General features: G+C 74.3%; 17 protein-coding genes. 8 read left to right on the top strand and 9 right to left on the bottom strand.

Going from position 1 to position 20,425, the window contains the following annotated elements; genetic code table 11:
• Window positions 1–73: 73 nt before the first annotated feature.
• The gene (locus tag ACW14Y_RS12960) at window positions 74–1,000 is read right to left on the bottom strand and encodes a hypothetical protein (protein ID WP_380306570.1); all 927 of its coding nucleotides are present in this window, start codon (window positions 998–1,000) and stop codon (window positions 74–76) included.
• Between the two features lie 301 nt (window positions 1,001–1,301).
• Between ACW14Y_RS12960 and ACW14Y_RS12955 the strand changes: the two genes are divergently transcribed.
• From ACW14Y_RS12955 to ACW14Y_RS12945, 3 genes are all read left to right on the top strand, one after another.
• Window positions 1,302–2,168, top strand: coding sequence for a helix-turn-helix domain-containing protein (locus ACW14Y_RS12955; RefSeq protein ID WP_380306572.1), 867 nt, complete (start codon window positions 1,302–1,304; stop codon window positions 2,166–2,168).
• An 89-nt stretch (window positions 2,169–2,257) separates the two neighbouring features.
• On the top strand, window positions 2,258–3,715 hold the full coding sequence (locus ACW14Y_RS12950; RefSeq protein ID WP_380306574.1) for an aldehyde dehydrogenase family protein: 1,458 nt from the start codon (window positions 2,258–2,260) through the stop codon (window positions 3,713–3,715).
• A gap of 88 nt (window positions 3,716–3,803) precedes the next feature.
• Window positions 3,804–4,658: an SAM-dependent methyltransferase gene (locus tag ACW14Y_RS12945; RefSeq protein ID WP_380306576.1), complete on the top strand. Its 855-nt coding sequence runs from the start codon at window positions 3,804–3,806 to the stop codon at window positions 4,656–4,658.
• Between the two features lie 7 nt (window positions 4,659–4,665).
• Here ACW14Y_RS12945 and ACW14Y_RS12940 read toward each other — a convergent pair whose 3' ends face one another.
• Window positions 4,666–5,247, bottom strand: a complete 582-nt coding sequence (locus ACW14Y_RS12940; protein WP_456986809.1) for a Uma2 family endonuclease — start codon at window positions 5,245–5,247, stop codon at window positions 4,666–4,668.
• Window positions 5,248–5,323: 76 nt separating this feature from the next.
• Here ACW14Y_RS12940 and ACW14Y_RS12935 point away from each other — a divergent pair, with 76 nt between their 5' ends.
• Window positions 5,324–5,776: a MarR family winged helix-turn-helix transcriptional regulator gene (locus tag ACW14Y_RS12935; RefSeq protein WP_456986808.1), complete on the top strand. Its 453-nt coding sequence runs from the start codon at window positions 5,324–5,326 to the stop codon at window positions 5,774–5,776.
• A gap of 91 nt (window positions 5,777–5,867) precedes the next feature.
• Window positions 5,868–6,842 carry an LLM class flavin-dependent oxidoreductase gene (locus ACW14Y_RS12930; protein WP_380306580.1) on the top strand — a complete coding sequence of 325 codons (975 nt, stop codon included), beginning with the start codon at window positions 5,868–5,870 and terminating at the stop codon, window positions 6,840–6,842.
• An 8-nt stretch (window positions 6,843–6,850) separates the two neighbouring features.
• On the opposite strand, the gene ACW14Y_RS12925 is transcribed toward ACW14Y_RS12930, so the two are convergent.
• Both ACW14Y_RS12925 and ACW14Y_RS12920 read right to left on the bottom strand, forming a co-directional pair.
• The gene (locus tag ACW14Y_RS12925; protein WP_380306582.1) at window positions 6,851–7,783 is read right to left on the bottom strand and encodes an AraC family transcriptional regulator; all 933 of its coding nucleotides are present in this window, start codon (window positions 7,781–7,783) and stop codon (window positions 6,851–6,853) included.
• A 44-nt stretch (window positions 7,784–7,827) separates the two neighbouring features.
• The gene (locus tag ACW14Y_RS12920; protein WP_380306584.1) at window positions 7,828–8,754 is read right to left on the bottom strand and encodes an NADP-dependent oxidoreductase; all 927 of its coding nucleotides are present in this window, start codon (window positions 8,752–8,754) and stop codon (window positions 7,828–7,830) included.
• Window positions 8,755–8,950: 196 nt separating this feature from the next.
• Here ACW14Y_RS12920 and ACW14Y_RS12915 point away from each other — a divergent pair, with 196 nt between their 5' ends.
• Window positions 8,951–9,796: a MerR family transcriptional regulator gene (locus ACW14Y_RS12915; protein ID WP_456986807.1), complete on the top strand. Its 846-nt coding sequence runs from the start codon at window positions 8,951–8,953 to the stop codon at window positions 9,794–9,796.
• On the top strand, window positions 9,793–10,812 hold the full coding sequence (locus ACW14Y_RS12910; protein WP_456986806.1) for a BtrH N-terminal domain-containing protein: 1,020 nt from the start codon (window positions 9,793–9,795) through the stop codon (window positions 10,810–10,812). Before ACW14Y_RS12915 ends, ACW14Y_RS12910 begins: the two co-directional genes overlap by 4 nt.
• A 1-nt stretch (window position 10,813) precedes the next feature.
• Here the strand turns inward: ACW14Y_RS12910 and ACW14Y_RS12905 are convergent, their stop codons facing one another.
• From ACW14Y_RS12905 to ACW14Y_RS12895, 3 genes are all read right to left on the bottom strand, one after another.
• Window positions 10,814–11,251 (bottom strand): hypothetical protein, encoded by a 438-nt coding sequence (locus ACW14Y_RS12905; protein WP_380306590.1) that lies wholly within the window; start codon window positions 11,249–11,251, stop codon window positions 10,814–10,816.
• Between the two features lie 141 nt (window positions 11,252–11,392).
• Window positions 11,393–13,222, bottom strand: coding sequence for a bifunctional metallophosphatase/5'-nucleotidase (locus ACW14Y_RS12900; RefSeq protein WP_456986805.1), 1,830 nt, complete (start codon window positions 13,220–13,222; stop codon window positions 11,393–11,395).
• A 248-nt stretch (window positions 13,223–13,470) separates the two neighbouring features.
• Window positions 13,471–14,088: a helix-turn-helix transcriptional regulator gene (locus tag ACW14Y_RS12895; RefSeq protein WP_051742222.1), complete on the bottom strand. Its 618-nt coding sequence runs from the start codon at window positions 14,086–14,088 to the stop codon at window positions 13,471–13,473.
• Between the two features lie 723 nt (window positions 14,089–14,811).
• Between ACW14Y_RS12895 and ACW14Y_RS12890 the strand changes: the two genes are divergently transcribed.
• On the top strand, window positions 14,812–17,925 hold the full coding sequence (locus ACW14Y_RS12890) for an AAA family ATPase (RefSeq protein ID WP_456986804.1): 3,114 nt from the start codon (window positions 14,812–14,814) through the stop codon (window positions 17,923–17,925).
• 123 nt (window positions 17,926–18,048) lie between these two features.
• On the opposite strand, the gene ACW14Y_RS12885 is transcribed toward ACW14Y_RS12890, so the two are convergent.
• Entirely contained in the window at window positions 18,049–18,777 is a 729-nt protein-coding gene (locus tag ACW14Y_RS12885) for a hypothetical protein (protein ID WP_456986803.1), read from the bottom strand.
• A complete protein-coding gene (locus ACW14Y_RS12880) occupies window positions 18,764–20,407 on the bottom strand; it encodes a VWA domain-containing protein (RefSeq protein WP_380306598.1) in 1,644 nt (547 codons plus the stop codon). Before ACW14Y_RS12880 ends, ACW14Y_RS12885 begins: the two co-directional genes overlap by 14 nt.
• Between the last annotated feature and the right edge of the window lie 18 nt (window positions 20,408–20,425).

Here is a 20,425-nt window from a genome sequence, read left to right as displayed (position 1 = left end):
GCGGTCCCTGGCGCCTGCCCACATCCCCGACCAGTTTGGGGGCAGGCGCCGTTCGCATGCCCGGGGGCGGTTCTCAGCTCTCCGGGACCAGTGCGGGGAACAGGACGGGGCGGCCGGCGAGGTTGAGCACCGCCCGGTCGCCGAGGGGGCGGGTGAAGGCGAACCGGGGGTACTGGGAGCTGCTGGGCTCGGGGCAGGTCCTCGGGCGGCCGGTGGTGCGGCCGATCAGCACCAGGACGTCGGCCGTCGCGTACACCTCGCCGGGCCGCGCGTCGGCGCAGTTCTCCGGGTCGATCATGCCCTCCAGCGCCTCCTCCTTCTCGGAGGCGAGGACGACGTCGGTGACTCCGGCGGGCAGGTCCTCGTCCTTGACGCTGTGGTCGAGGGACGGTGCCTGCGACTCCACGGCCGCGACCGCGTAGGGCGTCTCCAGGCCCGCGAACGCGAACTCCCAGACCGGGACCGTCACCGTCCCGCGGCTGGTGATCTGGGACCGGGTGCCGGGCCGGACGGCGGTGACGGTGAGCCGGGTGTCGCAGGGCTCCTCGGGGCAGGGGTCGCGGTACTTGGTACGCCACATGTAGACGTCGCGCGGGTCGGTCAGCGGCAGGGCCATGGACGTCCCGTCCGGGAAGGAGACCGTCCCGGTGCCGGAGAACGGCGGGAAGTCGGCCGCGAGGTCGATCCGGCCGCCCAGGAACGCCGCGAAGGCGCCGCGCTCGGGGGTGAAGTCCTCCGGCAGCCAGTCCTCGCCGTTCCACCGGGGGTAGTAGCCGGTGCGCCAGATCCGCTGGGACGCGGAGCCGGACCAGGCCTCCGCCACCCGGCGGGCCCGGTCCAGGACCTCGCCGGTGAGGGGCGGGGCGTCGGCCTGCTCCGGGGCGGCCTGCTCGGGAACGGCAGGGGCGGCCGCGGGGGTGCGGGAGGAGTCGCCGGGGACGGTGGCGAGCACGGACAGCAGGGCGAGCAGGAGTGCGGCGGTGGGCAGTCGTCTCAGCACACCGTGGGGGACGTTCGGCCGCGCGTGCGGGTTCCGTCAACTGTTGTCGGTTCCGGCCGAGTTGTGGTCCACCTACGGGTGGTGGCGGGGGTTGGGGATGTGCATCGCGGCGGCGGGGGACTAGAGTGCGTTCCGGGGAGCTACGGTTCGGCTACCGCGCGTATCCGGACGCTGCTCGTCCGGGCGGCCCCGTGGGGGCGGAAGATCCCGATGAGGGCGTTCCGAGGACTGTTGTTCGTCGGTCCCTGGTGGAAGACTGCGGCCACGGCCGGGGGGCTGCTGACGTGCGGAGGTTGAGGCGATGAGTGCGACTCAGGCGGGTGGCGGTGCCACGGTGCGGCGTCTGCTGCTGGGGTCGCAACTGCGACGGCTCCGGGAGGCCCGCGGGGTCAGCCGGGAGGAGGCCGGGTACTCGATCCGGGCCTCCGAGTCGAAGATCAGCCGGATGGAGCTCGGCCGGGTCGGCTTCAAGGAGCGCGACGTCGCCGATCTGCTGACCCTGTACGGCGTGGACGCGGAGCCGGAGCGGGCCTCGGTGCTCGGGCTGGTCCGGGCGGCCAACGCGACCTCCTGGTGGCACGGGTACGGGGACGTCCTGCCGGGCTGGTTCCAGAACTACCTGGGACTGGAGGAGGCCGCCACCGAGATCCGCAGCTACGAGGTCCAGTTCGTCCACGGGCTGCTGCAGACCGCCGACTACGCGCGGGCGGTGATCACCCACGGCGGCCATGTGACCGAACCGGCCGAGATCGAGCGGCGGGTGGAGGTGCGGCTCAAGCGCCAGCAGGTGCTGGACGCCGAGCGGGCGCCCCGGCTGGTCGCGGTGCTGGACGAGGCCGCGCTGCGCCGTCCGTGGGGCGGTCCGCAGGTGATGCGGGCGCAGATCGACCGCCTGCTGGAGCTGACCGAGCTCCCGCACGTGGTGCTCCAGGTGATGCCGCTGGGCTTCGGCGGGCTGCGCGCGGAGGGCGGGGCGTTCTCGGTGCTGGCCTTCGACGAGCAGGAACTGCCGGACATCGTCTACCTGGAGCAGTTCACCACCGCCCTCTACCTCGACAAGCCGGCCGAGGTCTCCGAGTACGCGGGCGCGATGGACGGTCTGGTGGCCGACAGCCTTTCTCCCGAGCGGACACGAGAAGTTCTCCGCTCCGTACGCCAAGAGCTGTAGCGGGTAAGTACGATGAGGCCCGATCAGTTCTGATCGCGAACGACCGCTGGAAACTCGCGGATGTTCCCGAACGGCATGAGAGGGATCGGATGTCGTACCTTTCCGAGTTGGCGCTGCAGTTCATCGACGGCGAGTGGCGCGAGGGCAGCGGCTCCTGGGACATCGTCGACGTCGACCCCTTCACCGGGGACAAGCTCGCGAGCATCACCGTGGCCACCGTCGACGAGGTCGACCAGGCCTACCGGGCCGCGGCGCAGGCGCAGAAGGAGTGGGCGGCCACCAACCCCTACGCCCGGCGGCTGGTCTTCGAGCGCGCGCTGCGGATCCTGGAGGACCGCGAGCAGGAGATCACCCGGGACATCATGGCCGAACTCGGCGGCACCGCCGTCAAGGCGTGGTTCGAGCTCTCCCTCACCAAGGACATGCTGCGCGAGGCGATGCAGCTGTCCCTGCGGGCCGAGGGGCGACTGCTGCCCTCGCCGGTGGACGGCAAGGAGAACCGGCTCTACCGGCTGCCGGTCGGCGTCGTCGGGGTGATCAGCCCGTTCAACTTCCCGCTGTTCCTGTCGATGAAGGCCGTCGCCCCGGCGCTGGCGCTCGGCAACGGCGTGGTGCTCAAGCCGCACCAGGAGACCCCGGTGGTCGGCGGCACCCTGATCGCCAAGATCTTCGAGGAGGCGGGCCTGCCGGCCGGCCTGCTGAACGTCGTGATCACCGACATCGCCGAGATCGGTGACGCGTTCATCGAGCACCCGCTCGCCAAGGTGATCTCCTTCACCGGCTCCGACAAGGTCGGCCGGCACGTCGCCACCGTCGCCGCCTCCCACTTCAAGCGGACCGTGCTGGAGCTCGGCGGCAACAGCGCGCTGATCGTGCTGGACGACGCCGACCTGGACTACGCCGTGGACGCGGCCGTGTTCAGCCGCTTCGTGCACCAGGGCCAGGTCTGCATGGCCGCCAACCGGGTGCTGGTCGACCGCAGCGTCGCCGAGGAGTTCACCCGCAAGTTCGTCGCCAAGGTCGCCACCCTGAAGGTCGGCGACCCGAGGGACCCGGCCACCCACATCGGCCCGCTGATCAACCCGGTCCAGGCCGACGCCCTCACCGCGCAGGTGGACCAGGCCGTCGCCGACGGTGCCACCGCGCTGCTGCGCGGCACCACCGTCGGCAGCCTGATGGACCCGGTCGTGCTCGGCGACCTGCCGGCCGACGCGCCGATCCTGCGGCGCGAACTGTTCGGGCCGGTGGTGCTGGTGGTCGAGTTCGACGGCGAGGACGAGGCGGTGCGGATCGCCAACGACACGCCGTTCGGGCTGAGCGGCGCGGTGCACACGGCCGACGTCGAGCGCGGGGTGCGGTTCGCCCAGCGGATCGAGACCGGCATGATCCACGTCAACGACGGGACCATCGCGGACGAGCCCGTGGTGCCGTTCGGCGGTGAGAAGAACTCCGGCGTCGGCCGGCTGAACGGCGAGTCCACGGTGGACGCCTTCACCACGGTGAAGTGGATCTCGATCCAGCACGGGCGCAGCCGCTTCCCGTTCTGAGCGGACCCGAGGACCCGGCCGGCCCCGTGGACGGGGCGGCCGGGTCTCCCGCGCCGGCAGATGTTCGACGGACCGAAGGGGTGGCCGGGTGACCGGGTTTCAGGAGATCGGCCGGGAGTGGCTCACCGGCGACGGTGCGGACGGTGCGCGGCCGCCCGCCGACCTGCGCCCCGAAGTCCCGCACCCCGCCCGGATGTACGACTACTACATCGGCGGCAAGGACAACTTCCCGGCCGACCGCGAGGCCGCCGAGCGGGTGCTCGCGATCAGCCCGATGGTGCGGATCAGCGCCCTCGCCAACCGGGCCTTCCTCGGTCGCGCGGTGCGGCACCTCGCCGAGGACGGCATCCGCCGGTTCGTCGACATCGGCACCGGCATCCCGAGCGCCGGGAACACCCACGAGGTCGCCCAGCGGGTGCGGCCCGACGCCCGGGTGGTGTACCTCGACAACGACCCGATCGTGCTGGTGCACGGCCGCGCGCTGCTGAGCGGCACCACCCCGGAGAGCACCGCGGTGGTCCAGGCCGATCTGCGCGACCCGGCGGGGATCCTGGCCGCCCCGGAGGTCCGGCAGGCCCTGGACGCGGGCGAACCGGTCGGGCTGCTGCTGGTCGCGGTGCTGCACTTCGTCGACGAGCAGGACGACCCCTACGGCATCGTGCGCACCCTGGTGGACGCCCTGCCGCCCGGCAGTCGGCTCGTCCTCTCCCACGGCACCCTGGACTTCACCCCCACCGCCGACGCCGGCCGAGGCCCGGCCGTCTACCGCAACGCCTCCGCGCAGCTCACCATGCGCGGCCGCGAGCAGGTGCTGCGCTTCTTCGACGGTCTGAAGTTCGCCGACCCCGGTCTGGTCACCGCCCCCCTCTGGCGGCCCGACACCCCCGTGCAGCCCAGCGACTCCCAGGTCGGCATCTGGGCGGGCGTGGCGGAGAAGCCCTAGGCCCGGTTCAGGCCGTGGCGCCGGCGGGGTACCGGAGCAGCTCGGCGGTCGCGAGCTCGAAGTCGAACGGCGCCGGGACCGGCACGGCGTCGCCGAACTTCCCGGTCCACCGGCGGTGGTAGGCACCGTTGCCGGGCTCGGAGTGCAGGGTGAGCGTGCCCTCGCGCGGGTCGATCACCAGGTAGAGCGGGATCCCCATCTGCGGGTAGTCGCGGACCTTGCCGACCAGGTCGTTCTCCGGATTGGACGGGGAGACGATCTCGACGGCGATCACGGCCAGTTCGGCGGGGACCTGGTTGCCGCCGAGCTCGACGGTGGCGAGCGGGATGTAGGTCAGGTCGGGATTGCGGAGCTTGCCCGTGTTCGGGGAGCTCAGATCGGTGTTCTCGCTGGGCATCAGATCCCTCGGGCGATGGGCGTCGAACTGCTCGCGGACGAGCAGCAGATTGCGCTGGTGGATCACCGACGGCCCGGCCATCATGATGATCTCGTCACCCGACACCTCGATCTTCCAGCCCGAGGGTGGGGTCAGGCTCTGGGCGTAGGCCAGCAGCTGGGCATGCCGTTCGGGGATCCGGAACTCGCTCATGGGGCCATCCTCTCATCCCGCGATGCTTCTCCAGATAGTAGTTCGTGGTGCGAATTACGGCTGTTAGGCTGGCCGGATGGTGAAGAGCGAGGGTGGCGGCATCGGGGTCGTGGGGGCGTTGGTGCGGGCGGCGTTCCTGGTGGACGCGGTGTATGCCGAGTCGGCGCGGGAGTTCGGGTTGACGCCGCAGCAGGGGCAGTTGCTCTGTGTGCTGCTGGGGCGGTCGTACGTGATGGGGGAGTTGGGCGGCGTACTGCGGCTGGCCAAGTCGAGCCTGACCGGTCTGGTCGACCGGAGCGAGCGCAACGGGCTGGTGCGGAGAGAGAGTTGCGAGGGGGATGCGCGGGCCGTGCGGGTGGCGCTGACGGCGGAGGGGGCGGTGCTGGCGGAACGCTTCTACGCGGAGACCTGCCGCCGGATCGACGAGCTGCCGGCCGGGCTGTCGGGCGAGGAGCGGGAGCTGCTGGGCGGGTTGCTCGGCCGGGTGGTGCTGGACAACAAGGTGCCTCCGGTGTTCGGGGAGCAGTAGGCGGCCGGAGGCCGGAAGGGGTTGAAGTTCGCGCAACGAACTAATATGTTCGTGCTGCGAACTTCAGCTCCTTTTTGCTTCTGGGGGAACGATGAGCATCGGGAACGCGGGCGTCGTCTTCGGATTCGGCGCGCCGGGGGACCTCGCCGACACGGCGAGCCTGCTGGACGTCGTCCAGCAGGCCGACCGGGACGGGTTGGACCACTTCTCGCTGTCCGACCACCCGTACGTCGGCGGGCGGGTGGACGCGTACGCCGCACTCGGCTTCCTGCTCGGGCGGACCGGGCGGATCAGCGGCTTCGCCAACGTCACCAACCTGCCGAGCCGTCCCGCGCCGATGCTGGCGCGGACCGTCACCTCGTTGTCCGCGCTGTCCGGCGGGCGCGTGGTGCTGGGGATGGGCGCGGGCGGGATCTGGGACCGGATCACCGACCTGGGTGTCGAGCGGCTCACCCCCGGCGCGGCGGTGGAGGCCTTCGAGGAGGCGATCGTGCTGGTCAAGCGACTGTCGGGCGGCGGCCCGCCGGTCACCCACGAGGGGCGGCACTACCGCGTCCGGGAGATCGAGCCGGCGCCCGTCGCCGCGCCGCCGGTGTGGACGGGCTCCAACGGCCGCAAGTCGCTGGCCGCCACCGGCCGGGTCGCCGACGGCTGGATCCCCGGCCACGCGGCGGACTGGCTCAGCGAGCGCTACCGCACCTCGCGGCCGGTCGTCGACGAGGCGGCCGCCGCCGTCGGCCGCGACCCGCGCGAGGTCCGCACCGTCTACAACCTGCCCGGCCGGATCACCGACCGGCCGCTCGCCGCGACCCGTGACGCGGAGGGCAGGTGGCTCGGCGGCTCGGTGGGCCAGTGGGTGGAGGAGCTGACCGGCGCGGTGCTGGAGCACGGCGCGTCCGGCTTCACCCTCTTCGCCGCCGACCACGGCTCGCCGGACCCGGTCACCCTCGGCCGGTGGGCGCGGGAGGTCGCCCCGGCGGTCCGGGAGGCGGTCGGGGCGACGGTCGGGGGCGACGCCGGGGGCGCGGCAGGGGAAGCGGCGGCGGAAGAGGCCGGGCAGGGCTGAGACCGGCCTCAGGCGGCGCGGGCCTCGCGGCGGTAGCCGCCCGGGGCCAGGCCGAATTCGCGCTTGAACGCCTTGGCGAAGGCGTACTCCGAGCCGTACCCGGTCTTCGCGGCGACCGCGGTGAGCGGGGCCTCGGACTCGCGCAGCAGGCGGGCCGCCGTGGTCATCCGCCAGCGGGTCAGGTACGCCATCGGCGGCTCGCCGACCAGGGCGGTGAACCGGCGGGCGAACGCCGCCCGGGACAGGCCCGCCCTGGTGGCCAGCGACTCCACCGTCCACGGCGTGGACGGCGCCTCGTGGATCGCGGTGAGCGCCGGTGCCACCGCCGCGTCCCCGAGCGCCGCCGCCCAGCCGGCCGCGGTGGCGGGCGGCTGCTCCTCGAACCAGGCCCGCAGGATGTAGAGCAGCAGCGAGTCGATCAGCGCCGGGACGATGCCGGCCGAGCCGATCCTCGGGTTCTCCAGTTCGGCGCCGAGGAGTTGGACGGCCGCGCTCAGCTCGGGGTGGCGGCCGTGCCGGGTCTGCAGGTGGACGATCTCCGGCAGTTGCCGCACCAGCGGGTGCGGGCGCGCCTGGTCGAGGTGGTAGTTGCCGCACAGCAGGCTGGTGCGCGGCCCGTCGCCGCCGACGGTGACGGTGCCGATCGGCAGGCTCGGCCGGAACTGCGAGGGCTGCTCGGGGACGGCCGGGGTGTCCGGCCGGTCGGCGAGGACGTGGCCCCGGCCGTCCCGCAGGAAGACCACGTCCCCCGGGCTGAGCGCGATCGGCTCGGCCGTGTCGTCCTCCAGCGGCACCAGCCAGCAGGTCCCGTAGAGGACGACATGGAATCCGGCGCCGGCGACCGGGGGCAGCCGCAGTCCCCACGGGGCCCGGCCCTCGGTGCGGACGGAGGCGGGCTGCCCCGTCCGCATCGAACCCAGCGCCTCGGTCAGGATGTCCATGCCGCCTCCCCCGGTCGGTACGTGTTCCACCGGAACCCTACGGCTCAGGCGACGGTGAGGACGATCTTGCCCTGGGTGCGGCCGGTGGCGATCAGCTCGTGCGCCTTGCCGGCCTCCTCCAGCGGGAAGGTCTCGGCGATGTGCGGCCGGATCCGGCCCTCGTCGACCAGCTTGGCGATCGCCTCCAGCGAGGCGTAGTCCGGCTCCACCGAGATGCCGGCGAACCGCCGGCCGGCGGCCTCGACCTCGGCGGCCAGCGCGGTGTTCCAGTGCTCCATGATCGAGACCAGCACGCCGCCCTCGCGCAGCACCTCCAGCGAGGCGGTGCCCTGCGAGGAGGAGTCGAGCACCACGTCCACCTGGCCGACCGCCGACAGGAAGCCCTCGGTCCGGTAGTCGATCACCTCGTCGGCGCCCAGGCCGCGCACGAAGTCGTGCTTCGGCTCGCTCGCCAGGGCGATCACGTACGCGCCGCGGGCCTTGGCGATCTGGACGGCGAGGTGGCCGACGCCGCCGGCCGCGCGGTGGATCAGCACCCGCTGCCCCTCGGACAGGCCCGCCGCGTCCACCAGGCCCTGCCAGGCGGTGAGCGCGGCCAGCGGCAGCGCGGCCGCCTCGACGTGGTTCAGCGCGGCGGGCTTGCGGGCCACCTGGCGGGACGGCACCGCGACGTACTCGGCGTAGCCGGTGGCGGCCCGGGGGAAGAACGGCAGGCCGAACACCTCGTCGCCGGCCTTGAACCGGGCACCCGGCCCGGCCACCTCGACGACGCCCGAGATGTCCCAGCCGACGCCGAAGGGCGGCTCGCCGAGCAGCGGGTAGGCGCCCGAACGGACCGCCACGTCCACCGGGTTGACGCCGCTGGCGTGGACCCGGACGAGCACCTCGCCGCCGCGCGGGGCGGGCCGGTCGGTCTCGACGACCTCCAGGACCTCGGGGCCGCCGACGGACTTCTGGACAACTGCGCGCATGGGACTGCTCCTCGGTGTGGCGGTGTGCTGCTCTCGGTGACGTGATCAACGGTAGGCAGGGCGGGCGCGCGGCTGAATATCCTGCGGTCTCGGGAAGATGTCCCAGCGTCTCGCCGGGCGGTGGTCCTGGCGTTCCGCCCGCGGGACGGCCCCCCGCGGTGGACCCTCCCGCGGTGGGAGGGTCCACCATGGCGGCGTGCGCGAACAGGACGAACTCCTCACCATCGGGCGCTTCGCCCGGCTCTGCCGGCTGAGCGTCAAACAGCTCCGCCACTACGACGACACCGGGCTGCTGCCGCCGACCCGGGTCGACCCCGCCACCGGCTACCGCTACTACGCCGCCGACCGGGCCCGCGACGCCCTGACCGTCGCCCTGCTGCGCGAACTCGACGTGCCGCTCGCGGTGATCGCCGCGACCCTGGCCGGCGACGAGGCGGACCGGGCGCGGCTGCTGCGCGCCGAGCGCGACCGGGTCGCCGAGCGGATCACCCGCGACCGGGCCCGGCTGGAGCTGCTGGAACGGCTCGCGGAGGGCGGCGGACTGCCCGGCTACGAGGTCGCCGAGGAGCGGGAGCCGGAACGGCGGCTGGCCGTCGTCCGGGCCGTGACCGGGCCGGCCGGGCTGGGGGAGCGGGTCGGCGAGTGCGTCGGCCGGCTGCTGGCGGGGTTGGACGGGGTGGCGTGGCGGCCGCCGCTGTGGGGGCTGTTCCCGCTGGACCTCGGGGAGGGGATGCGGATCGCGGTGGGGGCCGAGGCGCCGCTCCCGGCCGGTCCGCAGGCGTCGCCGTTCCCGGCCGGTCCGCAGGCGCCGGAGCGGCTGGTGCTGCCGGGCGGGCCGGTGCTGGCGACCGTGCACCACGGTCCGTACGCCCAACTGCCGCTGGCGTACCACGCGTTGCTGGCGGCGGTGCACGAGCGCGGACTGCGGCCGGTGGCGCCGGTCCGTGAGGCGTACCTGGTCGGGCCGGGCGAGGCCGCGGCGGAGGAGTGGGTGACCAGGCTGGTCGTCCGGGTCGAGGAGCGGGTGGAGGACGGATCATGACGCGACCGCACTGGAGCACGGGCGGCGGAGTGCACTGCGAGACGACGACGCTGGGCGTGCTGCTGCGGCACGAGGGCGTCGAGCTGTCGGAGCCGATGCTGTTCGGGCTCGGCGCCGGGCTGTCCTTCGTCTACTGGGACGGCAAGGGCCTGGACTTCCCCTTCCTCGGCGGCCGGACCAAGCCGTTCGCGCCGACCCGGACCCTGGCCGCCCGGCTCGGGCTGGAGCTGGACGTCCGGGAGACCGGCTCGGCCCGCCGGGCCTGGCAGAACGTGGCCGACGGACTCGCCGCCGGCCGCCCGGTCGGGCTCCAGCTCGACAGCTACCACCTGGAGTACTTCACCTCGAAGGCGCACTTCGGCGGGCACATGGTCGCGATGCTCGGCCACGACGCGCACGACGCCCACCTGGTGGACACCGCGCAGCAGGGCGGCGCCGTCCGCACCGGTCTGGCCTCGCTCGCGGCGGCGCGCGCCGAACGCGGCCCGATGACCGCCCGCAACCGTTCCTTCACCCTCGCACGGCGCGGCGAACTGCCCGAGCTGCACAAGCTGTTGGCGCCGGCCATGGCCGACTGCGCGGAGGCGTTCCTGCATCCGCCGATCGCCAACCTCGGTCACCGGGGGATCGCCAAGGCAGCCGCGCTGGTGCCGGGCTGGCTGACCCGTGCCACCGACCCGGGCCGCCAACTGCCGCAGGCCGCGGAGACGATGGAGCTGGCGGGCACCGGCGGGGCGCTGTTCCGCAACCTGTACCGGGACTTCCTCGGCGAGTGCGCCGAGCTGCTCGACGACGCCCGGGTGCGGGCCGCCCGCGACCGCTACGCCGAGGCGGCGGCCGGCTGGACCGAGGTGGCCGCCCTGGTCGCCGCGGCGGGGGAGAGCGGGGACGCGGCACACCTGGCGCGGGCCGGGGCGCTGCTGGCGGAGCTGGCCCGGATCGAGCGGGAGGCGATGGCGGAGCTGGTCCAGCCCCCGGTGCAGCCCCGCGGGCGCGGGTTCGAGAACGCTCCCTGACTCAGGAGACGGCGCTCAGGTCGCCGATGAGGGCGAGGGGGCGGCCGGACCGCCGGCAGTGCCAGCGGGCCCGTTCCGCGTCGGCCGGGTCCGCGGCCGGCACCAGCAGGTGGACGTGGCCGGGGCAGGTCGGCCACTGGAGGAACTCGTAGCCGGTGACGTGGTCCTGCACCTGTTCGGCGACCAGCGCGGTGAGCGGCCCGGGCGGCAGGTAGGGGTCCACTTCGAGGGTGTACCGCAGGCCGAGGGTGCTGCCGAGGCCGAGCAGGAAGCCGGACCAGGGCTCCTCGGAGAGCTCCCAGCGGACGCCGTCCGGCAGTCGCGCGCCGGCGGGCAGGTGCCGCAGGTCCCGTCCGACCCGGGTGCAGGGGGTGCGGAACTCGGCCGGCACGTCGGGCGGGGGCGGGGCATCCAGGGTCCAGGTGGCGATGGTCCGCATACGGGCCAGGCTACCGGCGGGGGGCTGCGCGGGGAGGGGGAACAGCCCCCGGGGTACGGGCCCCGGGGGCTGTTCCGGCCGTGCGGGCCGGGCTCGCTGCTCCGGCCGTGGGACCGGGCTTCCGGCCGCGGGCCGGACCGGTCAGAAGACCGGCTGGCCGGCCCGGACCAGGCGCCAGGACTCGGCGGCGAAGTCGGCCGGGTCGATGACGCCCTTCTCCTTCACCCAGGCGATCATCGCGTTGCGGATCTCGTCCGAGTTCGCCCACACCTTCTGGGCGGCCGCGACGTGCGGGAAGTTGCCGCCGCCGTTGGCGCGGTAGTTGTTCACCGCGAGGACGAACTGGGCGGTCGGGTCGATCGGCTTCCCGTCGAAGCTCAGGTTGACGATTCGCGAGCCGACCGGCTGGGCGACGTCGATGTCGTACGAAACGCCGTACACCGAGTCGTAGTTGTAGTCCGGGGTGTTCTGGGCGTTGGTCAGGGTGGCCTTGTCGACCGGCGCGCCCGGGGCGAGCTGGTTGTAGTACTTGGCCGAGAACTCCAGGTAGTCCTTGATCTGGGCGCCCGTCAGGATCCGGGCCTCCAGGGTGTTCTCGTAGATGTACAGGCCGGCCGCGTCGCGCAGCTTGACCTGGCCGGCCGGGATGACGGCGCTGCGGTTGAACGGCGCGGCCTGGGCGAGCACCGGCAGCTTGGCGTACTGGCCGCCGGCCAGCGCGGCGCGCACCACGTCGGCCTGGACCCGGCCGATGAGGTCGATGATCGGGGTGTCCTTGAACGGCGCGTCGGCGATGGACAGCGCGACCTTGGCGGTGCCGATGACCTGGTTGACGTACTCGACGACCTTCTTGTGCTGCTCGGTCATCAGGCCGACGATCTCCGGGTCCTCCGGGACGGTGTTGGAGTTCAGCACCCGGGAGGAGAGCGAGACGACCTTCCACGCGCCGCCGGCGTACTCGACCTCGAAGTCGAAGCAGGTCAGCCGCTGGCCCCAGCACAGCGGCTCGGACAGCACGACGGTCTTCCCGGTCTCCTTGTTGACGACCAGGCGCTGCGGGATCTCCTTGTGGGCGTGGCCCACCAGGACGGCGTCGATGCCGGGCACCTGCTCGGCCAGCGCGACCGAGACGTTCTCGCCCCAGGGCAGCTGGTCGCCGTAGGAGGTGGCCTCGTCCATGCCGGAGTGGCACGCGACCACGACGACGTCGGCGCCGGCGACCTTGACCTTCGGCACCCAGATCTTCGCCGTCTCGACGATGCCCGGGAAGGTCATCTTGCCGGCGACGTTCGCCTTGTCCCAGATCGCGATGCCCGGGTTGGTGAGGCCGACGATGCCGACCTTCAGCGCCGGGCCGGCGTTGCCCAGCTTCACCTTGCGGATCACGTAGGGCGGGAAGGCCGGCTTGTCGTTGCGGGCGTTCAGCGCGTTGGCGCCGAGCAGCGGGAAGTCCAGCTGCTCCTCGTATGCGCGCAGGGTGTCGATGCCGTAGTTGAACTCGTGGTTGCCGAGCGCGGCGGCGGTGTACTCCATGGTGTTCATGGCGAGCGCCATCGGGTGCTCGGGCGCGGTGTCGGCCTCGGTGGCGATCGGCTCGACCCGGGCGTAGTAGTAGGTCAGCTGGGTGCCCTGGATGGTGTCACCGGCGTCGATGAGCAGGCAGCGGTCCCAGCCCTTCTCCTCGCGGACCTGCTTGGCCAGCGTGGAGATCTTGGCGAGGCCGACCTCGTTGTGCGCCTTGTCGGCGTAGACGGCGTCGGTGAAGTAGTCCCAGTTGAGCACCCGGCCGTGGAGGTCGGTGGTGCCCATGACGGTGAAGGCCTGGCGCTTGGTCCGGCCCTTGGCGCGGGCCTCGTCCGGTCCGGCCGCGGCCGCGGGGGTGGCGGAGGCGAGGGCGCCACCGCTCACGAGGGCGGCGCCGGCGGCGGTGGCGGCGGACCGGGTGACGAAGTCACGGCGGTTCAGGGGCATGGACGACTCTCCCGGTGGGGACGGCGGCAACGGACCGTCAACGACGGCCGGGATCGCCGCCGGTGACGGCGGGCAGGCGCGTTGACGCGCGTAGAAGTACGCGCGTAGAAGTCTGCCGTGCGCTCCCCTCCGGCGGATAGTCCCCGGACCTTTCCAACAGGTGAGATCTTGGCGACTCGTTCGTGACCCGGGCGGGCGGGTACCGCACCCGCCCGCCCGGACCACCGCCCCAGTACCGCGAGGCGCTGCTAGATGTAGCCCTCGCGCACCGCGTGGGCCACCGCGTGCGCCCGGTTGCGCAACTGCAGCCGGGTCGTCAGGCCGTGCAGCACGTTCTTCACGGTGCGCTCGGAGTACGACAGCCGGGCCGCGATCTCCCCGGTGTCCCACCCCTCGGCGACCAGCCGCAGCACGTCCGACTCACGCTCCGACAGACCCGTCGGAGCCTGGCCCGGCATGCCCTGGACGGACCGCTGCAGCCGCCCCACCTGGGCGATCAGCCGCCCCTGGAGGTCGGCCGGCAGGTCGCCGTCGCCCCGGGCCGCGGCCAGCACCGCCCGGCCCAGCCGCTCCGGTGTCGCCTCCCGCCGCCACAGGATCGCCGCCACCCCGCACTCGACGGCCTCCATCAGCTCCGTCTCGCGCAGCCGCTCGACCACCAGCACCACCCGCTGCCCGGCGCCGCGGACCAGCCGGCGCAGGGCCGCCGTCGCGGCCGCGTCGGCGGACTCGGCGACCAGCACGGTCACCGTGCCCGGACCGGCCGCACCGCTGGGGTCGACCACCGCCACCCCGGGGAAGCGGCGCAGCTGCGCCTCCGCCCCGGCGCGGGACAGCGGATCGGCGGCCTGGACGGCGACCGGCACCGTCGAGGTGCGGGCCGCCGCCGCGGCGACCGCCCGCCCGGCCCCGGCCGCACCGCGGACGGCGACGGCGGCCTGGGGGTGGACGGCTGCCGCGGCGGTACCGACGGCATGGGTGTTCGTGGTGACCGAGCGGGACGCCGTCGGGCGCTGCGGCGGGACCGTGCGGGTGGCGGACGCCGACCCGGACGACCCCACCGCGGTGCCCCGGCGGTCGTACTCGGTGTGCAGAACAGTCAAATCTGGCCCCCTCCTGGAGAAGCCGGCCCGGCCACCCGGCGGACCCCGAACGTCAGGGCGTGGCGCCCCACCCGGGCAGGCCGACCGTTTCGACGGCGATCCGGGAGCGCTGCCCGTGCCCCGGAATCAACCACCATGCTTCCCGCCCGGGCAGCCTCCCGGCCATCGTGGTCCACCACGAGATCGGGCCCGCCGAGTGGTCCCCGCCGATCGGGGGAGGCAACGTTTTCGACCCCCCAGGTGGTCTGGAACACGGGAGAGGTGGGTCGAGGAGCCGCCGGAACACCGCGAAACCGTCGAATCGGACAGCCCGGGCGACCCGGAGCGGACCGGAGCGGCCCGGGCGGGAAAGTCCGTCCGCGGCGCGGAAACCTGACTCGCCAGTAACGCGTGGTTAGGACGTCAAGCCGTTTTCCCGGTAGAACGACAGGCAGTGCCCGTTCGGACACCGACGAAGATCCGGGAAGGGCAAAGAGGAGCACCTGAATGAGCACCGCCACGTCCACCCGGCTCGTGGACCGCGAACCGCACCTGCGGCTGATCGCCGACCGGGCCGCCGGCGCCCGCCGCGGCACCGGCCACGTCCTGCTGCTCACGGGTGCCGTCGGCACCGGCCGCACCGCGCTCCTCGCCGAGGCCGCCCGCCGCGCCGCCGCCGACGGCACCACCGTGCTGCGCGCCCGCTGCTCCACCGAGGAGGCCACCACCCCCTACGCGGCCGCCCGCCAGCTCTTCGACACCGGCCCGACCCCCGCCGGCCCCTACGTCCACACCGCCTGGACCCCCCGCACGGCCGCCGCGGGCCCCGCCGAGGCCGCCGCCGCCGGCCTGGAGCCCGACACCGCCGAGTCCACCCTCTGGTCCCTGCTCCGGCTGCACGGCACCCACCACCCGCTGCTGCTCGCGATCGACGACATCCACCTCGCCGACGAGCCCTCCCGCCGCTGGCTGCGCCAGGTCGCCCGCCGCATCGACCGCCTGCCCGCCCTGCTGATAGCCACCGAACGCCGGCAGGCCACCCTCACCGGCGGGACCGACCGCTTCGCCCGCGACCTGCCGCCCGAACTCGCCACCACCCTGCGGCTCGCCCCGCTCGGCACCCCGGCGGCCGTCCTGCTCGCCGGACAGCGGCTCGGACCCGGCACGCCCCCCGGCCTGGCCGCCGACTGCGCCCGCGCCACCGGGGGCAACCCGCTGCTGCTCACCGCGCTGCTCGCCGACCTCGCGGCGGCGGAGGGAGGGCACAGCGGGGACGGCGGGAGCGTCGCCGCCGCGCTCGACGCGACCCCGGCCGGAACGCTCCCGCCGACCCTCCCCGAGCAGTGCGGCGCCCTCCCCGGCGGCGCCTTCGCCGAAGCCGTCGAGACCTGGCTGCACGGCGCCGGCGAACGCGCCGTCACCGCCGCCCGGGTCCTCGCCCGGATGCGCGAGCACCCCGCCGCCGACGCCGTCCCCGCCCCCGGCACCCCGCCGCTGGACCCCGTCCCCCTGCTCGCCCACCTCGCCGCCGCCGACCCCGGCCGCCTCACCGGCTGGCTCGCCGACCTCACCGCCCACCACCACCTCCACACCCCCGACGCCGGCCACTGGCCCCGCTTCGCCCACCCCCTGCTCGCCGACGCCGTCCTCACCGGCCACGCCCCCGGCCACCGCGCCGACGTCCACCTCGCCGCCGCCGAGCACCTCCACCACGCCGGCGCCCCCGACGAACTCGTCGCCGGCCACCTCCTGCTCACCCCCGCCCCCGCCCCCCACTGGGCCGCCGACACCCTGCGCCGCGCCGCCCGCGGGGCCGCCGACACCGACCGCCCCGCCGACGCCGTCGCCCTGCTGCGCCGCGTCCTCGCCGAACCCCTCAGCGACCGCCGGCGCGGACTCCTGCTCTCCGAACTCGGCAGCCTCGAAGTCACCCTCGGCCCCGCCGAACGCACCATCGGCCTGCGCCACCTCGCCGAGGCCGTCCACCTCCAGCAGACCGACGAAGGCGTCTTCCGCGCCGCCGGAACCCTCGGCGCCGTCCTCGCCACCCGCGGCGACACCGCCGCCGCCATCGAACTCATGGACGAGCTGGCGCACCGGTTCGCCGACCAGGAGGACGTCCTCCACGCCGTCCAGGCCGCCACCGCCCAGATCGCCGCCCACGACGGCCGCAGCTGGCTCCAGGTCGTCGAAGGACTCCAGCGCCTCGCCGCCCGCACCCCGCACCGGCTGGCGCCGCCCGCCTACGCGCTGCTCACCGAGTTCGACGCCACCAGCGGCCTGCTCGCCGCCACCGAGGTCGGCGAACGCGTCCGCGAGCTCGAGGCCTCGCCCGTCGACCCGCTCTGCCGCTCCTACCTGCTGATCTCCCTCGCCACCCTCAGCCAGTGGGCCGACCTGCTCGACCAGGCCGACGAACTCGCCGTCCGCGGCCTCACCTCCTTCCGCGGCGGCCCCCTCGACCCCGGCTACCAGTGCCTGCTCAGCGTCCGCGCCGAGGCCAGGATCATGCGCGGCGAGTACCAGGCCCTGCTGGAGGACTACGCCCTCACCGCCCCCGGCTCCTCCACCGGCACCGCGCCGCCCGGCCGGACCCCCGCCCGCCCGGCCCTCCCGGCCACCCCCTGGGGCCCGCCGGGACTGCCCAGGCCGTCCGCCTGGAGCACCTCCGCCCCCGGCCCCGCCCCCGCTCCTGCCCCGGCCCCTGCCCACGGCACCGCCCCGGAACCCCGCCCCGCCGCCGAGGACACCGGCCCCGGCCGCTACGCCGAACTCCTCGGCCAGCAGAACGCCCACCTCGTCGCCCAGGCCGTCATCGCCCTCGTCGAGACCGGCCGGCTCTGGCAGGCCCACGGCCTCGCCCGCGCCGTCGCCGCCGACCGCGCCCGGGACTCCTGGGAATGGAACGAGTACCTCTTCTCCCGGGGCCTGCTCCGGCTCGCCTCCGGCGAACCCGCCGAAGCCCTCGCCGACCTCCTGGAATGCGGCCGCCGCCAGGGCGAACGCCAGGTCCACAGCCCCATCGTCACCCCCTGGCGCTCCGCCGCCGCCGAATGCCACCTCCAACTCGGCGAACCCGGCCCCGCCGTCGCCCTCGCCGAGGAGGAACTCCGCCTCGCCCGGGTCTGGGGCACCCCGCGCACCGTCGGCCGCGCCCTGCGCGCCCTCGCCGCCGCCACCGGCGGCCGGCACGGCCTCGACCTCGCCGCCGAGGCCGTCCAACTGCTGCGCACCGCCGAGATCGACACCGAACTCGTCCCCGCCCTCATCACCTACGGCCGGCTGCTCGGCGACGGCGGCCGGCGCGGCGCCGCCCGACGGGCCCTGCGCGAGGCCGCCGGGCGCGCCGAACGCCTCGGCGCCGTCCGGCAGCGGGCCGCCGCACTGGAGGCACTGCGGGTCTCCGGCGCACGCATCGGCCGCGGCGACCACGCCGGGGCCGAGGCGCTCACCGACAGCGAACTGCGGATCTGCCGACTCGCCGCCGCCGGGCACTCCAACGCCGAGATCGCCGCCATGCTGCACCTCGCGGTCCGGACCGTCGAGACCCACCTCACCAACAGCTTCCGCAAACTGGGGGTGCGCCGCCGCCTCGAACTGCCCGGCGTGCTGGAGGCCTGACGGGACGGGCGGTGGCGCGGACGGGGCCGGGGCGCGGACGGGGCGGGCGGCGGCGCGCGCCGGGCAGGCGAACGGCCCCGGTCCACGGGGGACCGGGGCCGTACCACTCCTACCGCGACGGCGTCAGGAAGCCGGCACCAGAGCCGCCATCTCGTCCACCGCCCGGGCCAGTTCGGCCGCCGGGTCGGCCCCGTCCACCGCCCACGGCTGCCAGGTCAGCGCCCGCAGATAGCCGTCCACCGCCAGCGGCAGCCGCCGCCGGACGATCGGCTCGGTGGTCGGCCCCGGCCCGGCTGTACGCAGCCGCTCCAGCAACCCCGGCACATTCGCCGACGGCGGCAGCGGCGCCGAGCCGACGAACGCCGCCAACTCCTCCAACTGCGGCCAGAGCACCGACGGAACCGGGGCCACCGGGGCCACCGGCGGCGCCGACCGGGGCACGGCCCCGGCCGCCGCCGCTCCCGCCGGCTGCGCACGCAGCGAGACACCCAGCGGCGACTTCCGCGCGGCCGGCCTCGGCCCGGGCCCCGGCTCCGACTCCGGTTCCGACTCCGGTTCCGCGGGGCCCGGCGGCCCGGGCGGACCCTCCCCGCCCGACGGACCCTTCCCGCCCGACGGACCGTCCGGCCCCTCCGGCGGCGCCGGAGCGGACGGCCACAGCGCCACCGTCGCGACGTACGGCCCGGCCACCAGCAGCGCCGAGAGCGCCACCGGACTCTGCAACCCGACCGCCGCCCCCGCCCCCGCCACCGCCGCCCCGGCCGCCACGAAATGCCGGACAGAGGTCAGATACGCCCAGAACCGGCCACCCGGCCCGCCGGGGTCGCTCCCGCCACCGTTACTGGTAGCCACGGATCTCCTCGAACGCCCCGTCCAGCGAACCCGTCCCGTCGAACAGCTTCCCGCCCGTCAGCTCGGCGATCCCCTGCAACTGGTCCTTCGCCGCGTCACCGAACAGGATCGGGAACACCGGCGTCGCCTTCTGCGCCGAGGACAACCCCCCGTAGAACGTCCGGAAGTCCTTGTCCGACGCCCCCTCGTTGCTCTCCCCGTCCGTCATCAGCACGATCGAGGTGAACCGGTCGTCCCCCGCCGCCGACTGCTGCCGCTGGATCACCCGGTACGCCTCCTGCAACGAGGAGTACACCGCCGTCCCGCCGTCCGCCGACAACGCCTGCACATCCCCGTTGATCGACGCCAGCTCCTGCTGCGCCCCCGCACCGGTCGGCACCGAATGCGTCTTCGTCGACTTCACCTTCGAGGCGAACGAGATCAGCGTGACCTCCTCCCGGTCCCGGAACCGCCGCACCCCCCGGGTGTCGTCCGCACCCGTCAGCCGACCCATCGCCGACTTCAGCGAGGACAGCCGCGGCCCCGCCATCGAGCCCGAGGTGTCCAGCACGTACACCGTGCGCGACGGCCGACGCAGCTCGTTCTGGTACGAGGACAGCAGCCCGTCCGCCACCGCCCGGGTGCCGGGGAACGGCAGCTCGTGCCGCCGGTCCGTCGGCAGCCCCGCCGCCGGAGCCACCCCCGCCGTCACCGGACGGCGCAGCGTCAGCTCCGAGATCCGCTTCTGCACATCCTCCTTCAGCAGGTAGGAGGTGAGCCGCTGGAACGACTCCCGCTCCCGCTGCGCCGAGGAACTCAGCAGCGTCAACGGGTAGTTCGCCGAGACGACGCCGTCCATCGGACGGACCACCGTGAGCTGCTGGTCGGCGGCCAGCGTCTTGTTCATCGACAGCAGCACCGACTCGTAGTTCACCAGCGCGCCGATCGAGCCCCGCTCCGCCCGGCTGTACGCCTGCGCCAGCCAGCCCGAGGAGCCGGAGGTCAGCCTCTGGCCGGTGAAGAACTGCTTCAGCTGCGGCGTCGCCTTCTGCACGTCCGCCTCGGTCAGCGCCGAATTCGCGCCCGAGAAGGCCGAGGCCACCGACACCAGCGCCGAGAAGCCGGAGTTCGACCGCGACGGGTCCGCCATGCCGTAGGACAGCTTGCCGCCGGACGCGGCCTCCGCCAGATTGCCCCAGGTCACCTTGGAGCCGTCGCCCCAGCCCAGGTCGCCCAGCACCGCGGAGCGGATGCCGAACGCGACCGGCGAGGCCATGATCGGCGTCTCCGAGAGCAGCTTCGACTTGCTCCCGTCGTCCAGGTGCAGGTACTGGTTCGACGGGAACCAGATCGCGTCGTACTTGCCGTCGGTCCGGCCCGCGGACACCGCGTCCGCGCCGTCCAGCGAACCGGTCCAGGCGAACTGCACCGTCACCCCGGTGGCCTTCTGGGCCTCCTCCAGCACCGGCGCCATGTCCTGGAGTTCACTGCCGGCCAGCACCCGCAGCACCCCCGGCTGCGCGCTGGCCGCCGGCGGATCGCTGGGCCCGGTCTTCGGCGGCGGCGCGGGCGACGACGTGCACGCCGCCACCGACGTCGCCACCAGCAGCGCCAGACCGGCCATCAGGCCCCGCACACCACTCCTGCGCATCGTGCTCGCTCCAGTCCT

Source organism: Kitasatospora sp. cg17-2 (assembly GCF_054031055.1).
Note: the sequence above shows the minus strand (reverse complement) of the source record. Positions and strands in the feature narration are given on the sequence as shown.

Coding starts and splice junctions, on each gene's coding strand:
- ACW14Y_RS12955 (WP_380306572.1), top strand. CDS start 1,302: ATGAGTGCGACTCAGGCGGGTGGCGGTGCCACGGTGCGGCGTCTGCTG.
- ACW14Y_RS12950 (WP_380306574.1), top strand. CDS start 2,258: ATGTCGTACCTTTCCGAGTTGGCGCTGCAGTTCATCGACGGCGAGTGG.
- ACW14Y_RS12940 (WP_456986809.1), bottom strand. CDS start 5,247: ATGAGCGAGTTCCGGATCCCCGAACGGCATGCCCAGCTGCTGGCCTAC.
- ACW14Y_RS12935 (WP_456986808.1), top strand. CDS start 5,324: ATGGTGAAGAGCGAGGGTGGCGGCATCGGGGTCGTGGGGGCGTTGGTG.
- ACW14Y_RS12930 (WP_380306580.1), top strand. CDS start 5,868: ATGAGCATCGGGAACGCGGGCGTCGTCTTCGGATTCGGCGCGCCGGGG.
- ACW14Y_RS12925 (WP_380306582.1), bottom strand. CDS start 7,783: ATGGACATCCTGACCGAGGCGCTGGGTTCGATGCGGACGGGGCAGCCC.
- ACW14Y_RS12920 (WP_380306584.1), bottom strand. CDS start 8,754: ATGCGCGCAGTTGTCCAGAAGTCCGTCGGCGGCCCCGAGGTCCTGGAG.
- ACW14Y_RS12910 (WP_456986806.1), top strand. CDS start 9,793: ATGACGCGACCGCACTGGAGCACGGGCGGCGGAGTGCACTGCGAGACG.
- ACW14Y_RS12905 (WP_380306590.1), bottom strand. CDS start 11,251: ATGCGGACCATCGCCACCTGGACCCTGGATGCCCCGCCCCCGCCCGAC.
- ACW14Y_RS12900 (WP_456986805.1), bottom strand. CDS start 13,222: ATGCCCCTGAACCGCCGTGACTTCGTCACCCGGTCCGCCGCCACCGCC.
- ACW14Y_RS12890 (WP_456986804.1), top strand. CDS start 14,812: ATGAGCACCGCCACGTCCACCCGGCTCGTGGACCGCGAACCGCACCTG.
- ACW14Y_RS12880 (WP_380306598.1), bottom strand. CDS start 20,407: ATGCGCAGGAGTGGTGTGCGGGGCCTGATGGCCGGTCTGGCGCTGCTG.